This is a genomic window from Dryocola sharpae (assembly GCF_051307055.1).
Lineage (GTDB): Bacteria > Pseudomonadota > Gammaproteobacteria > Enterobacterales > Enterobacteriaceae > Dryocola.
Genome location: NZ_CP149994.1, coordinates 3,561,329 through 3,576,600, shown reverse-complemented (window position 1 = coordinate 3,576,600; position 15,272 = coordinate 3,561,329). Strand labels below are relative to the sequence as shown.

The 15,272-nt window shown below is 60.4% G+C and carries 14 protein-coding genes; 13 read left to right on the top strand and 1 reads right to left on the bottom strand.

From position 1 onward, the window contains the following. Nucleotide 1: 1 nt before the first annotated feature. From WLO31_RS17005 to WLO31_RS16950, 12 genes are all read left to right on the top strand, one after another. Nucleotides 2–1,024 (top strand): Rieske 2Fe-2S domain-containing protein, encoded by a 1,023-nt coding sequence (locus tag WLO31_RS17005; RefSeq protein WP_435927801.1) that lies wholly within the window; start codon nt 2–4, stop codon nt 1,022–1,024. Then, nucleotides 1,024–1,773, top strand: a complete 750-nt coding sequence (locus WLO31_RS17000; RefSeq protein WP_435927800.1) for an SDR family oxidoreductase — start codon at nt 1,024–1,026, stop codon at nt 1,771–1,773. The genes WLO31_RS17005 and WLO31_RS17000 overlap by 1 nt, the downstream gene beginning before the upstream one ends. 13 nt (nt 1,774–1,786) lie before the next feature. After that, nucleotides 1,787–2,575 (top strand): IclR family transcriptional regulator, encoded by a 789-nt coding sequence (locus tag WLO31_RS16995; protein ID WP_435927799.1) that lies wholly within the window; start codon nt 1,787–1,789, stop codon nt 2,573–2,575. Between the two features lie 90 nt (nt 2,576–2,665). Further along, nucleotides 2,666–3,595, top strand: a complete 930-nt coding sequence (locus WLO31_RS16990; RefSeq protein ID WP_435927798.1) for a VOC family protein — start codon at nt 2,666–2,668, stop codon at nt 3,593–3,595. Beyond that, nucleotides 3,592–4,788: an NAD(P)/FAD-dependent oxidoreductase gene (locus tag WLO31_RS16985; protein ID WP_435927797.1), complete on the top strand. Its 1,197-nt coding sequence runs from the start codon at nt 3,592–3,594 to the stop codon at nt 4,786–4,788. The genes WLO31_RS16990 and WLO31_RS16985 overlap by 4 nt, the downstream gene beginning before the upstream one ends. Before the next feature lie 27 nt (nt 4,789–4,815). Continuing rightward, nucleotides 4,816–6,069 carry an MFS transporter gene (locus WLO31_RS16980; RefSeq protein WP_435927796.1) on the top strand — a complete coding sequence of 418 codons (1,254 nt, stop codon included), beginning with the start codon at nt 4,816–4,818 and terminating at the stop codon, nt 6,067–6,069. Between the two features lie 11 nt (nt 6,070–6,080). Further along, nucleotides 6,081–6,614, top strand: coding sequence for a cupin domain-containing protein (locus WLO31_RS16975; protein ID WP_435927795.1), 534 nt, complete (start codon nt 6,081–6,083; stop codon nt 6,612–6,614). 10 nt (nt 6,615–6,624) lie between these two features. Further along, a complete protein-coding gene (locus WLO31_RS16970) occupies nt 6,625–7,395 on the top strand; it encodes an alpha/beta fold hydrolase (RefSeq protein ID WP_435927794.1) in 771 nt (256 codons plus the stop codon). Beyond that, nucleotides 7,379–8,173: an SDR family oxidoreductase gene (locus WLO31_RS16965; protein ID WP_435927793.1), complete on the top strand. Its 795-nt coding sequence runs from the start codon at nt 7,379–7,381 to the stop codon at nt 8,171–8,173. Before WLO31_RS16970 ends, WLO31_RS16965 begins: the two co-directional genes overlap by 17 nt. A gap of 12 nt (nt 8,174–8,185) precedes the next feature. Then, a complete protein-coding gene (locus tag WLO31_RS16960) occupies nt 8,186–8,968 on the top strand; it encodes an aspartate dehydrogenase (protein WP_435927792.1) in 783 nt (260 codons plus the stop codon). Between the two features lie 9 nt (nt 8,969–8,977). Further along, nucleotides 8,978–10,447 carry an aldehyde dehydrogenase gene (locus WLO31_RS16955; protein WP_435927791.1) on the top strand — a complete coding sequence of 490 codons (1,470 nt, stop codon included), beginning with the start codon at nt 8,978–8,980 and terminating at the stop codon, nt 10,445–10,447. 19 nt (nt 10,448–10,466) lie between these two features. Further along, on the top strand, nt 10,467–12,098 hold the full coding sequence (locus tag WLO31_RS16950; protein WP_435930651.1) for a thiamine pyrophosphate-binding protein: 1,632 nt from the start codon (nt 10,467–10,469) through the stop codon (nt 12,096–12,098). A gap of 40 nt (nt 12,099–12,138) precedes the next feature. Here the strand turns inward: WLO31_RS16950 and WLO31_RS16945 are convergent, their stop codons facing one another. Beyond that, the gene (locus WLO31_RS16945; RefSeq protein WP_435927790.1) at nt 12,139–12,897 is read right to left on the bottom strand and encodes a M48 family metallopeptidase; all 759 of its coding nucleotides are present in this window, start codon (nt 12,895–12,897) and stop codon (nt 12,139–12,141) included. 281 nt (nt 12,898–13,178) lie between these two features. Between WLO31_RS16945 and tkt the strand changes: the two genes are divergently transcribed. After that, nucleotides 13,179–15,170, top strand: a complete 1,992-nt coding sequence (tkt, locus tag WLO31_RS16940; RefSeq protein WP_435927789.1) for a transketolase — start codon at nt 13,179–13,181, stop codon at nt 15,168–15,170. Nucleotides 15,171–15,272 lie beyond the last annotated feature (102 nt).

The window sequence follows — 15,272 nt, the reverse complement described above, 5'->3', positions numbered from 1 at the left end:
CATGACGACTACAGTGCAAGATTATCTCGATACAGGATTACGCAATTTATGGTATCCGGTGCTGGCAAGCTGGGAAGTGCAGTCGGCGCCGGTCGGCATTACGCGCCTCGGTGAACAGATCGTCGTATGGCGCAATAAAGATGGCCAGGTGCAGGCGCTGGAAGACCGTTGTCCGCATCGCGGCGCGCGCCTGTCGATGGGCTGGAACCTGGGCGATCGTATCGCCTGCTGGTATCACGGCGTAGAAGTAGCCGGCAACGGCGAGGTAAAAGATGTCCCTGCGGTGGACCGCTGTCCGCTGGTCGGGCAACAGTGCGTGCGCAGTTACGCAGTGCAGGAAGTTCACGGCGCCATCTTCTTATGGTTTGGCGTGACGGCGGAACAGCCGCCCGCAGAACTTACCTTCCCGGCAGAACTGGCAGACGTGGAGCAGTACAGCAATTTCCTGTGTACCGCGGCCTGGGAGTGCAATTATCAGTACGCGCTGGAAAACGTCATGGACCCGATGCACGGCACCTATCTCCACTCGTCTTCGCACTCCATGGCGGAAGGCGATCGTAAAGCGGACATGGTGCTTGAGGGGACGCAGAACGGCTTCGTGTTCAAGAAGAGCGGCCAGAGCGGCGTGAATTTTGACTGGGTGGAATTCGGCGCCAGCGGAGCCTACTGGATGCGCCTCTCTATTCCTTATCAGAAACGCTTCGGGCCGGGCGGCCATTTCTGGATAGTCGGCATGGTGGTGCCGGAAGATAAAGATCGTTGCCGCGTCTTCTTCTGGCGCATCCGTAAAGTGCAGGACTGGCAGCGCGACGTGTGGCGCTTCATGTACCGCAACCGCCTGGAAAAACTGCACTGGGAGGTGCTGGAGCAGGATCGCGTGGTGCTGGAGTGCATGGCGCCTGACGCCCGGAACCACGAATATTTGTATCAGCATGACGTGGGGCTGTCCCGCCTTCGCCGCATGATGCTAAAAGCCGCGCAGCAGCAGCTGGCCCAGCGCGAACAGCAGCAGGGAGCGGCCTGATGGAAGGCATGCTGAAAGGGAAGCGCATAGTTATTACCGGTGCCGCCCGCGGTCTGGGCTACCATTTTGCCGAAGCGATAGCCAAAGCCGGCGCCTGCGCGGTGATGTGCGACATCCTTGAAACCGAGCTGGCCGTCGGTGCCAGTACCCTGCGCGAACAGGGGCTAAACGTTGAGGTTCAGGTTATCGATCTTGCCGATCCTCACTCCGTCGAAGCGGCGTTTAACGCCATCGGCGCGCTGGGCTCCATTGACGGGCTGGTGAACAATGCCGCCATGGCAACCGGCGTGGGCGGCAAAACGATGATGGAGTACGACATCGATCTGTGGGATCGCGTGATGCAGGTGAACGTGCGCGGCACCTGGTTGGTCAGCAAAGCCGCGGTGCCGCTGCTAGCCAACGGCGGCAGCATCGTGAACGTGGCGTCAGATACCGCGTTGTGGGGAGCGCCCCGCCTGATGGCCTACGTCGCCAGCAAAGGCGCGGTGATTTCCATGACCCGCTCAATGGCGCGTGAACTGGGCGAGCGGCGCATTCGCGTCAACGCCATCGCCCCGGGCTTAACCCGTGTGGAAGCCACCGAATATGTGCCGGCGGAACGTCATCAGCTTTATGAGCAAGGGCGCGCCTTACCCGGCGCCCAGCATCCCGACGATGTAACGGGCAGTGTGCTGTGGCTTCTGTCCTCGCTGTCGGGCTTTGTCACCGGGCAACTGCTGCCGGTCAACGGCGGTTTCGTCTTTAACTGAACAGGTGAGTGAGATGGCGGATGAACAGGCGTGTCGATATGTAATCCCCGGTCTGGAACGTGGGCTGCAGCTGCTTCTGGCCTTTGGCGAGCAGCATCGCGAGCTGACGTTTGCCGAACTGCATCGACTGGTAAAAATGCCGAAAGCCACCGCATATCGCGTGGTGCAAACCCTGGAATATATGGGATTCCTTGAACGTAATCCGCGCACCAACACCTTCTCGCTGGGAATGAACGTGCTGCGGCTGGGCTTTGAGTACATCGCTTCGCTGGACGTGGCGCAGGCCGGGCAGCCGGTGATTGAACAGCTGCGTGATATCAGCCAGTGCAGCAGCCATCTGGCGATCCGCGACGGACGCGATCTGATCTACGTCGCCCGCGTGAGCGCCGCCGGATCGCAGATCAATCAGGTCAGCATCGGCACGCGTCTGCCGCTGCACTGCACTTCTCTGGGCCGCATGCTGCTTACCGGCGTTTCACCAGGCGAGTTTGAACAGCTGTTTCCCAACCCGGTTCTGCCGGGAAACGTGCCGGGGCAACTACACGATCGCGAAGCGCTCTGGCAGATGGTGCAGCAGGACAAAGCGCGTGGCTACGTGATCGGCGAGTCCTTCTACCGCCACGGCATTTCGTCCATCGTATATCCGATTTTCGATCGTACTGGCCGGGTGGCGGCGGTGGTCAGCATCCTGGTGCCCTATGAAGAGATCCCCAAATCGGACCGTGAACGTTTACAGAATGAAGTCCGCCTGGCCGCCGACAAAATATCAGGCTTTTTAGGCCACCTGGCGCAAGCAAGCTAGCTAATCCTGACCTGCGGAACACAGACGCTTAATCGCGTCGGGGCGCCCCTACGCCCGAATCCGGCTAAAACCATCATGAGGCAACGAGTTATGAGCGTAACTGGCATTGAAAAATTAGAGTTTGGCGTGGAAGACCCGGCGCTGTGCGAAAAGTTTATGCGTGATTTTGGTCTGCGCTCTCAGGATAAAGATGCGGGCAGTTTCACCACCCTGAGCGGAGCAGAAGTTGTCTTACGGGCGGTTAACAGCGCGGATTTACCGCCAGCGATTGAAGCTGGGTCCACGTTACGCCGTATGACATGGGGCGTGGCGGATGAGCAGGAGCTTGCCACGCTGCGCGCTCGCATGGCGGGCCAGCCGGGCTTCCGTGAAGTGGACGGCGCGCTGGAGTGCCTCGATCCAAACGGCATGACGCTGCGCGTGCAGGTAACCCGGCAGCAGCCCGTTGAACTGGAGGCTGCGCCGATAAACCAATGGGGCGATATGCGGCGCATCGATACGCCAAGCCCGGTTTATGACCGTGCGCAGCCGATCAACATTGGTCACGTTGTGTTCTTTGTCGAAGAGCTGGCCGCCGTGGAACGCTTCTATCGCGAGGTGCTGGGCTTTCAGGTTTCCGACCGCTATATCAATCGCGCCGTTTTCCTGCGCACCCAGGCGCGCGGCGGACATCACAACCTCTTTTTGCTGCAGCTGCCAAACCGCAAGCGCGGGCTGAACCACGTGGCGTTTACCGTGCGGGACATTCACGAGGTGATTGGCGGCGGCATCGCCATGAACAAACAGCAGTGGAGCACCTTTATCGGGCCGGGCCGTCATCCCGTTTCCTCAGCCTACTTCTGGTATGTGAACAGCCCGACGGGGGGCGCATTTGAGTACTACACCAACGACGATTATCTGACGGAAAACTGGCAGCCGCGCGAGCTGGAACACTCGCTGGTCTCCTTTACCGAATGGGCGGTTGAAGGCGGCATCGATCATGACACGCGCCGCCAGCAGAAAAAGCAGGAGGCGATATGACCGCGGGGATCGTCATTATCGGCGGCGGTCAGGCCGCGGGCTGGGCCGCCAAAACCCTGCGCGACCAGGGCTGGCAGGGCGAACTGAGCGTGGTTGCGGATGAGCCGTGGGATTTTTATGAACGCCCGCCGCTCTCCAAGGCCGCTTTGCTGGAAACATCGCCTGCTATGCCGCACCTGTTCAGCGGCGACGTGCTCAGCGCGTTGAATATTACCTGGTATCGTCCGCAGCGTGCCGAGGCCATTCTGCGCGATGAAAAAGTGGTGGTGCTAAACAGCGGTGAGCGCCTGCCTTACCAGCAGCTGCTGATCGCCACCGGCGGCAGGGCGCGGCTGCCCGGCGCCGCATGGCAGGAGCATCCGCAGGTTTATACGCTGCGCCACTGGGAAGACGCCCGGCGCTTAAAGCAGCGGCTTGCCGAATGCCGCAGCCTGGCGGTGGTGGGCGGCGGCTGGATCGGCCTTGAGATCGCCGCTTCCGCGCGCAGATTAGGTATAGCAGTGACGGTCTTTGAGCAGCAGGCCGCGCTTTGCCAGCGCTCCGTCAGCGCGCCGGTTTCCGCCGCGCTGCTGCAAATGCACCAGCAGCAGGGCGTGACGCTGCACTGCGCCTGCGGCCCCATTTCGCTTGCAGACGACGGCGGTTTGCCCGTCATTGCCTGCGGCGGACAAGCGCAGCGGTTCGACGCGGTTGTCGTGGGGATCGGCGTCGATCTCAATCTGGAGCTGGCCCGCCAGGCGGATTTAGCGATCGAGCAGGGCATCGTGGTGGATGCGCAGGGGCGAACCAGCGATCCGGCGATCTTCGCGGCGGGCGACGTGGCCCAGCATCCTGATTACCGCCTTTGCCTGCAATCCTGGGCTTTTGCGCAGAACCAGGCCATTTCAACCGCACGGGCGATGCTGGACGCCAGCGCGGCGGGCTACAGCGATGCGCCCTGGCTGTGGTCGGATCAATATCAACATAACATCCAGATCCTCGGCATTCCTCAGCCGGACGGTGAAACGGTGGTACGCCGTAGCCAAAACAGCGAGCTGTTTTTCACCCTGAAGACGGACGGCACGCTGAGCCAGCTGGTGGCGTTTAACGACGCCAGAACCATCAAACTGGCGAAGCGCTGGATGGCGGCCGGGCGGGTGTTGCAAGACATTCCGCTGGCCGACCCCGACTTTTCCTTAATGTCCCTGCGCTAAGGAAAGCGCCACCCGAAGGGGGAGAGCATGACAACTTTTGATACCAACACCGCGCCGGCTATGGCGAACGGTGAGGATACCCTCACGCCTGAAAAACCGGTGCGCTGGTCGGTGCCGCTGGCGCTGCTGGCCTGCGTGCTGCTGGCGTTCTTCGACAAAATCAGCATCGCGGCGCTGTTTTCCGATACCCATTTTCAGCAGGCGATGGGCATCGATTTTGACACCACCCGTCTTGGGCTGCTGATGAGCGCTTTCCTGCTCAGCTACGGTTTTTCATCCGTACTGCTGAGCGGCCTTGGGGATCGCATTGCGCCGCTGCGGCTGCTAACCGCGATGATGGGGATCTGGTGTGTGCTGATGGTGCTGATGGGCCTGACGCACTCTTACTCGCTGATGATGGTGCTGCGCGTGCTGCTGGGCATTGCCGAAGGGCCGCTGTTTCCCCTTGCCTTTGCGGTGATTCGCCATACGTTTCCCGCGCGACTTCAGGCCCGTGCCACCATGCTGTGGCTGCTGGGCACGCCGGTGGGCGCGGCGATTGGTTTCCCGGTATCGCTTTTTATTCTTAATGCGTTCGGCTGGCAGTGCACCTTCTTCTTTATGGCTTTCCTTACGCTGCCGGTGCTGCTGCTGGTGCGTATTGGGCTGCGCAACATCACGCTGGAACCAAAGAAGGTCACGGCGGAGCCCACGCCGGATCGCCGCGAGGCGCGCCAGGTGCTGCTGCGTAACCCGCATTTCTGGGTGATCTGCGTCTTTAATATCGCCTTTTTGACCTACCTGTGGGGCATGAACGGCTGGCTGCCGGGCTACCTCATCGAAGGAAAAGGCATTCATCTGGCACACGCGGGCTGGCTCTCTTCGCTGCCGTTTATCGCCATGCTGCTGGGTGAAGTGCTGGGGGCCTGGCTGTCGGACAAACTCGATCGCCGCGCGCTGGCCTGCTTTATTTCGCTGGGCGGCGCGGCCCTCGGGCTTGCCGTAGTGCTGCATCTGCACAGTACCGCAGCGGTAATCGCCGCCATGAGTTTCAGCACCTTTATGTGGGGAACCGGCGCGCCGAATATTTTTGCGCTGCTGGCGAAGGCCACGCCGCCGCGCGTGGCGGCGACAGCCGGGGGCATTTTTAACGGTCTGGGAAACTTCGCGGGCGCGCTGTCGCCCGTAGTGATGGGCGCGCTGATTGCGTTCACCCATGACATGGATACCGGACTACTTTTCCTGGTGGTAATGGCCGCGCTGGGGTGCGTGCTGCTGCTGCCACTGCTTAAACGCTACTGAGGATAAACATCATGTCAGAGACTTCAACAATCAATACCAAAGCGGCAATCAAGCCGGACGATATCGCGCTGGATACATGGGTTGAGTCGCGCATCGCCCGCTTCGAAGGTCGTAAATATGACTGGAACGCGCTGAAGTTCCAGGCGGACTTCGACCCGAAATACCGCCGCGCGCAGATGCGTTACATCGGCACGGGCGCCACGGGCGTCGCCAACGATACCAATACCGTGGCGGCAGAACACTTCACCTTTTCCACCATGGTGCTGCCTTCGAAATGCGAAGGGCCGCTGCATCTGCATGACGACGTGGAGGAAGTGTTCTTCATGCTCAAAGGCAGCATCACGCTGATGATTCGCGACGGCGAGCATTACTGTGAAACCGTGCTGCGCGAGCGCGATTTGATCTCCGTTCCGGCGGGCGTGTACCGCGGGCTGTTTAACCACGGCGAAGAAGAAGCGCTGATGTGCGTGATGCTCGGCACGTCTAAACCGGAAATCCCGACTTACCCGGCGGATCATCCCCTGTCGAAAGTAAAACGTAGCTAAGGAGCGGCTTATGACCTGCTGGCGAGAATCGGGAAAGGGCGACGCGTTGACGCTGCTGCATGGCATCAGTTCAGGGGCGGCCTCCTGGCATAAGCAGATGAGCATTCCCGGCTGTCGGGTGGTGGCCTGGGACATGCCCGGCTATGGGGAAAGCCCGGCGTTAGCGAAAGAGAAAGCTGGCGCGGCGGACTACGCGGATGCGCTGGCCGCCATGCTGGATAAAGCTGGCGTCACGCAGACCGTGCTGGTGGGTCATTCGATTGGTGCGCTGGTGGCAAGCGCGTTCTCTGCTCGTTATCCGCAGCGGGTGCGCCGCCTAATCCTGGCCGATCCTGCGCAAGGCTACGGCCAGGCGGCGCCGGAACAGCGTCAGCAGGTCTGGCAGCAGCGCGAGCGGCAGATCTCGCTCGGAGGAGAAATCCTTGCTCAGACCAGAGCGGCGAAACTACTGCATCCGCGGGCCCGCGCTGAAGATATCGAAACCGTGGCTCAGGGAATGCGCAGGCTGCGGCCGGAAGGCTATCTGGCGGCGGCGTGGATGCTGGCGCATGACGATATCCACGGCTGGCTTAAACAGCTAAACGGCGAGTTTGAAGTGTGGTGCGGCGAGCAGGACAGCATTACGTCCCCGGAAAACTCCCAGGGCGTGGCGCTGCGCTGGAATATGCCCTACCACGGCATTCCGCTGGCGGGTCATGCCAGCTATCTGGATAACGAACGCGAGTTTAATCAACGGCTTTTACGGGTGATGGAAGAGAGCAGGTATGAATACACAGATTGAAGGCCGCGTGGCCGTGGTCACCGGTGGCTCCTCCGGCATCGGGTTTGAAACGCTGCGTTTGCTGCTTGAGGATGGCGCTCGCGTGGCGTTTTGCGGACGTGATGAAGATCGCCTGGCGACAGCGCTCACCGCGCTTAAAGGCGACTATCCCAACGCTGAGATTCTGGCGCAGCGCTGCGACGTGCTCAATGAACAGGACGTGGCGGCCTTTGCCGCGGCAGTGGAGCAACGCTTCGGCGGCGCTGACATGCTGATCAACAACGCAGGCCAGGGCTTCGTGGCGCATTTTGCCGACACGCCCCGTCAGGCCTGGCTGCACGAAGCCGGGCTGAAATTGTTCGGCGTGATAAACCCGGTGCAGGCTTTTTTGCCGATGCTTGAACGTTCAGAGATGGCTTCCGTTACCTGCGTAAATTCGCTGCTCGCCCTGCAGCCGGAAGAGCATATGATTGCCACTTCGGCGGCTCGCGCGGCGCTTCTTAATATGACCTTGACGCTATCAAAGGAGCTGATGCCAAAAGGCATCCGCGTGAACTCCATTCTGCTGGGCATGGTGGAGTCCGGCCAGTGGCGTCGGCGCTATGAAGCCCGGAGCGACAAAAATCAAAGCTGGGAACAATGGACCGCGGAGATGGCCCGCAGGCGCGGTATTCCCATGCAGCGTCTTGGCAAGCCGCACGAACCCGCGCAGGCGCTGGTTTTCCTGGCCTCTCCGCTTGCCTCTTTTACTACCGGTGCGGCGCTGGATGTTTCCGGCGGCTTTAACCGTCACTTATAACGCGGGGAGCAGATGAAAAAGATCATGTTGATTGGCTACGGCGCAATGGCTCAGGCGGTGCTCGAACGGCTGCCGGAAGGCGTGGCGCCAGGCTGGATAGTGGCGCGCGAATCGCATCACGCGGCAATTCAGGCGCGTTTTGGCGACGGCGTAGCGGCTCTGCTTTCACCGCAGGAGTGCAAGGAGAAGCCGGATCTGGTGCTGGAGTGCGCAAGCCAGCAGGCCGTTGAACAGTACGGCGTGGAAATCCTTAAGCGCGGCTGGTCGCTGGCGGTTGTCTCCGTTGGCGCGCTGGCGAACGCCGGGCTGGAACTTGCCCTGAAGCAGGCCAAAAAACAGGGCGGCGGCAAGCTTGTGCTGTTGTCCGGCGCGGTGGCCGGGCTGGATGGCCTGGCGGCGGCGCGCGAAGGTGGCCTGGAAAAGGTGACGTATCAGGCGCGTAAAAGCCCGGCCAGCTGGCGCGGAAGCTACGCGGAGCGGCTGGTTGATTTAGACAACGTGGTGCAGGAGCAGATTTTCTTCGAAGGCAGCGCCCGCGAGGCGGCCCGGCTGTTTCCGGCGAACGCCAACGTGGCGGCGACGATCGCCCTGGGCGGCGTGGGGATGGACGATACCAGAGTGCAGTTAATGGTCGATCCTGCCACGCGGCGCAATACGCACCGGCTTCACGTCTGCGGGCTGTTTGGCGAATTTAAGCTTGAGCTAAACGGCCTGCCGCTGAGCACAAATCCAAAGACTTCCACGCTCGCGGCGTTAAGCGCGGTGCGTGCCTGCCGCCTGCTGGCGGAAGAATAAGGAGTGATTATGGAACTGCTGAATATTTTCATCGGCGGCGAATGGCGGCAGGGCGGCGGCGAGCTGATGCACAGCCACTTTCCGGCGGACGGCTCGCTGAATGCGACATTACATGCCGCGAGCCTGGAAGACGTGGCGTTCGCGGTAGAACGTGCCGAGCAGGCCTGGCGCGATCCGAACTGGCGCGATCTTTTACCTCATCAGCGCGCAACGATTTTGCGTCGCGTGGGCGATTTAATTCAGCTACGGCTTGAGCGACTGGCCGAACAGCAAACGCTGGACAACGGCAAACCGCTGGCGGAAGCGAGAGGGCTGGTGGCGAGCGCGGCGGCAACGGCGCATTACTACGCTTCAGCCTGCGAGCTTCAGGAGGGCGAGCTGCCTACCGCCCGTCACAGCGACATTATGACGTTAAGCCGTTATCAGCCGCTGGGCGTGGTCGCCGCGATTACGCCGTGGAACTCCCCGATAGCCAGCGAAATGCAAAAAATCGCGCCTGCGCTGGCCGCCGGTAACGCCGTCATTCTTAAACCGGCGGAAGCCACGCCGCTGATGGCGCTGGAGCTGGCAAGTTTGTTTGAGGAAGCCGGGCTGCCCGCCGGTTTGCTGAGCGTGCTGCCGGGCAAAGGCTCGGTCATCGGCGATGCGCTGGCCCGTCACCCTTTGGTGCGCAAGATTTCGTTTACCGGAGGCACCCGCACGGGCCGCCATCTGGCGCATGTCGCGGCTGAAAAGCTAATCCCCGCGTCGCTGGAGCTGGGCGGGAAATCGCCGACTATCGTGCTGGAAGATGCCGACATCGAACAGGCTGCGCGCGGGATTTGCTACGGCATATTTAGTTCGGGCGGGCAGGCGTGCATCGCCGGATCGCGATTGTTTATTCACCGCAGCGTTTATCAGCCGTTGCTGACCCGCCTGCTGGAGCTGACTCGCGGCCTGCGTCTGGGGCATCCGTTACAGCACGGCACCCATATCGGCCCGCTTATCTCAGCCGCCCACCGCGAGCAGGTAATGCGCTATGTCGAACTGGCGCAGGAAGAAGGCGGCCAGGTGCTTTGCGGCGGCGAAATTCCTGCCGATCCCGTTTTTGCCGCAGGCTACTGGTTCCAGCCCACCATTATTGAAGGCTTAAGCAATCAGGCTCGCGTCTGCCAGGAGGAGATCTTCGGCCCGGTGCTGGTGGCGATGGCTTTTGACGATGAGCAGCAGCTTATTGCTGAGGCGAACGACTCTGTTTACGGGCTGGCGGCGGGGCTGTGGACGCGGGACGCCGCCCGTGCGCTACGCCTGGCCGACAGGCTGGAAGTCGGCACGGTATGGATAAACACCTACAAAGTATTCTCAGTTTCAACGCCGTTCGGCGGATTTAAAGAAAGCGGCCTGGGTCGCGAAAAGGGGATTCAGGGCCTGAAAGCCTGGATGCAGCAAAAAAGCATATATCTGGCAACCGGGACATCCGTAAACCACTGGTGCGACTAATAACATTTAAGGGCTGATGATGAGCGAAATGATTACCGTGGGTGACGCGATTGCCCGCACGCTGGAAAGCTACGGCGTGGAAACTTTGTTTGGCGTGATTTCTATTCATAATTTACCGATTGCGGACGCCGTAGGGCAGCGGGGCAGGATGCGCTTCGTGCCGTCGCGCGGCGAGGCCGGAGCCGTAACCATGGCGGATGCGCACGGGCGTTTTTCCGGGCTGGGCGTGGCGTTAACCAGCACCGGCGCCGGGGCGGGCAATGCCGTAGGCGCGCTGGTTGAAGCGATGAACGCCGGCACGCCTTTGCTGCATTTAACCGGTCAGGTTGAGAAAGCCTGGCTGGATGCGGATACCGGCTTTATCCACGAAACGCGCGATCAGTTAGGCTTCCTGCGCGCCAGCTCGCGCCGTGCATACCGCGTGAACAGCCCGAATCAGGCTGTCGCCATTGTGCACCGTGCGATTCAGGAAGCGCAGACGCCGCCGTGCGGGCCGGTTTCCGTCGAAATCCCCATTGATATCCAGAGCGCGAAGATCCCGCTTGCGCTGGTGACCGCGCCCGTTGCGCCAGCGGAAAGTAAAATGCCGGATATTGAAACGCTCTGGCAGCAGCTACAGCAGGCCCGGCGTCCGCTTTTGTGGCTCGGCGGCGGGGCGTTGCGCTGCCAGGATGCGGTCAGACGTCTTGCGGATGCCGGAGTTACGGTGATTTCCAGCACGCACGGCCGCGGTATTCTGCCGGACAGCCACCCGCGCAGCCTGCGCGCGTTCCACAATTCTCCTTCCATTGAGGCCTTGCTGGAGCAGTGTGATTTAACGCTGGTGGCGGGATCGCGTTTGCGCAGCAATGAAACGCGTTCATGGACGCTGACGCTGCCGCAGCCGCGCATGCAGATCGATATCGACCCGGCAGCGGCAAGCCGTAACTATGTGATGGACGCCATGTATACCGGCGACTGTGACGCCGTTCTGACTGCGCTTGCGGACAGAATCGTGGGCAAACCCTGGGCCGATGCCGCCTGGGATGCGGCGATAGCCAGCGGGACTGAACAGGCTGATGTCGCGCTACGCAAGCAATGCGGCGCTTATGCAGAGCTGAATGACGCTATCGAAAACGCCCTGCCGTCCGACGGCATTCTGGTTCGTGATATCACCGTTTCCGGCAGCCTGTGGGGGAGCCGCCTGTTCCGGGCGAACGGCCCGCTCGCCAATATTCACTCTCTCGCCGGAGCCATAGGCATGGGGCTGCCGATGGCGATTGGCACCGCCCTGGCGAATCCGCAGCGTAAGGTGATTGGCCTGGTCGGCGACGGCGGGCTGTCCCTGAACTTAGGCGAACTGGCGACGCTTGCCCAGGAGCGGGCCAACGTGACGCTGCTGGTGATGAATGACGGCGGTTACGGTGTGATGCGCGGCATCCAGGATAAATACTTTGGCGGCCGCCAGTATTACAACGAACTGCATACGCCGGACTTTACCGCGCTGGCGCAGGCGATGGGGTTACAGGCCTGGACAATCACTTCGGCGGATCGTTTTAATTCGGTAATGGCAGAGGCGATTGCGATGCCGGGGCCGTCGGTGGTGGAGGTACGGATGGCGGGCATTGGGGAGCTGAAGTTTGCCGGGCCGCCGCAGAAGACGCTTTACTGAAGTTTATCCTCTCCTTTTGCCGGAGAGGATAACAACTGGACTATTTCAGGCCGTCTGCCGCCATGCGATCGCGGACATGCTGCGCGCGTTCGGCGGAAGCAGGGTGGTCGTCCAGCATCGAACTCTGGCGGCCTTCTTCCTGTTTGGCCAGTTTCTCAAAGCTGGTCGCCAGACCAATCGGGTTAATGCCGCGTTTTCTCAGCAGGTCGTAGGAGTAATCATCGGCTTCGGATTCCTGGCGCTGGGAGAACTGCGCGTTCACCAGCTTTTCACCCAAATCCCCTAGCTGCGATTGCGACAGGCTGCCGATCATGCCGCCGGCTGATGCCGCCGCAACTCGTGCGGCATTAGTGCCCAGCGCAACCTGCATCCCTTTCTTCACGTGGCCGAGCGCGACGTGGCCCATTTCATGGCCGATAACCGCTTCGACTTCGTTATCGTTCATCATGTCCATCAGGCCGCTGTAAACGCGGATGCAGCCGTTCGCCATGGCGAAGGCGTTGACGTCTTTGGTGACGTAAACCTTGTAGTTCACCGGCATGCCGTTGATGTTGTCGCCCAGCGCGCCGGCGATTTTTGCCAGGCGTTTCGCATAGTCGCTGCTTGCCGGGGCGATAGTGGCTTTGCTGTCCAGCTCCGCACAGGATTTATCGCTCAGCTCTTTAACCTGCGCATCGCTCAGCGTATAGGCCTGAAAGGCTTCGGCGCCGGAGGTTAATAAACCGTTGGAGTCCATGTTTTGACAGCCGCTCAGCGCGGTGGCGAGCGTCAGGCTCAGTAAAATAGGGCGCATCTTCATGGCCAGTCTTCCTTTATTAGTTTCTTGGGCCCAGGGGCAAACCCAACGCCTGTTCCGGCGGTGGGGAAAGCACAGTATAAAGAAGAAAATTAACCGAGCGCAGCCGCTTGCGCAACATGCAAGCATTTCCCGGAGATTTCTTACCGGGACAAAAGGATGCTCCATGTACATGACCTGCGGCTTGCGGTACATTGTTGGCACTTTTCGGGCGTAGCCCATAACGCTTAGTAGTCAAGTCGTAAAACAAGGCGTGACCTTCAACCATCCGATCTGGAGTGAAAATGTCCTCTCGTAAAGAGCTTGCCAACGCTATTCGTGCGCTCAGCATGGACGCAGTACAAAAAGCCAAATCCGGTCACCCGGGTGCCCCTATGGGGATGGCCGATATTGCCGAAGTCCTGTGGCGTGATTTCCTGAACCATAACCCGCAGAACCCGGCCTGGGCCGATCGCGACCGTTTCGTTCTCTCTAACGGCCACGGCTCGATGCTGATTTACAGCCTGCTGCACCTCACCGGTTATGACCTGCCGATTGAAGAGTTAAAGAACTTCCGTCAGCTGCACTCCAAAACGCCAGGCCACCCGGAAGTGGGCTACACCGCCGGTGTAGAAACCACCACCGGCCCGCTGGGGCAGGGTGTTGCGAACGCGGTAGGTATGGCGATTGCTGAACGTACTATGGCGGCGCAGTTCAACCGTCCGGGCCACGATATCGTTGACCATTTCACCTATACGTTTATGGGTGACGGCTGCATGATGGAAGGCATCTCGCACGAAGTCTGCTCGCTGGCGGGTACGCTGGGTCTGGGTAAACTGGTCGCGTTTTATGACGACAACGGCATCTCCATCGACGGCCACGTTGAAGGCTGGTTCACCGACGATACCGCAAAACGCTTTGAAGCCTACGGCTGGCACGTAGTGCGCGGCGTGGACGGCCACGATGCGGACGCCATCAAACGCGCTGTTGAAGAAGCTAAAGCGGTTACCGACAAGCCTTCCCTGCTGATGTGCAAAACCATCATCGGTTTCGGTTCGCCAAACAAAGCCGGCACGCACGATTCCCACGGCGCCCCGCTGGGCGACGCAGAAATCGCGCTGACTCGCGAACAGCTTGGCTGGAAACACGCGCCGTTCGAAATTCCACAGGATATCTACGCTCAGTGGGACGCGCGCGAAGCAGGCCAGACGAAAGAAGCGGCCTGGAACGAGAAGTTCGCCGCTTACGCCAAAGCCTTCCCGCAGGAAGCCGCAGAGTTTACCCGTCGTATGAAAGGCGACATGCCGGCTGATTTCGCGGCTAAAGCGCAGGAGTTCATCGCGAAGCTGCAGGCTAATCCTGCGAAAATCGCCAGCCGTAAAGCGTCCCAGAACGCTATCGAAGCTTTCGGGTATCTGCTGCCGGAATTCCTCGGCGGTTCCGCTGACCTGGCGCCGAGCAACCTGACCATCTGGTCCGGCTCTAAAGCCATCAATGAAGATAAAGCCGGTAACTACATCCATTACGGCGTACGTGAATTCGGCATGACCGCGATTGCCAACGGTATCGCGCTGCACGGCGGTTTCCTGCCGTACACCTCCACCTTCCTGATGTTCGTGGAATACGCCCGCAACGCGGTGCGTATGGCGGCGCTGATGAAGCAACGCCAGGTGATGGTCTACACCCACGACTCCATCGGTCTGGGCGAAGATGGCCCGACTCACCAGCCGGTAGAGCAGCTTGCTGCCCTGCGCGTGACGCCAAATATGAGCACATGGCGTCCTTGTGATCAGGTCGAATCTGCGGTTGCGTGGAAATACGCGGTTGAACGTCACGACGGCCCGACCGCGCTGATCTTCTCCCGCCAGAACCTGGCGCAGCAGGATCGTACCGAAGAGCAGCTGGCAAACGTTGCCCGCGGCGCCTACGTTCTGAAAGATTGCGCAGGCCAGCCTGAGCTTATTCTGATCGCTACCGGTTCTGAAGTTGAGCTGGCCGTTGCGGCATGGGATCAACTCTCTGCCGAAGGCATCAAAGCGCGCGTGGTTTCCATGCCGTCTACCGATGCGTTCGACAAGCAGGATGCGGCTTACCGTGAGGCAGTCCTGCCTAAAGCGGTTGCGGCACGCGTTGCTATCGAAGCCAGCATCGCTGACTACTGGTACAAATACGTGGGCCTGAACGGCGCGGTTGTGGGCATGACCACCTTCGGTGAGTCTGCGCCAGCAGAACAGCTGTTTGAAGAGTTCGGCTTCACCGTTGAGAACGTGGTGCAACAGGCTAAAGCCGTACTGTAATTCGTTCGCTGTAAACGGGTCGCTTAAGCGGCCCGTCAGACCGTTGGCAAACACCCGAAAAACGTGGTTTTCGGGTGTTTGGGACAGACCAGAAGAGCTAAC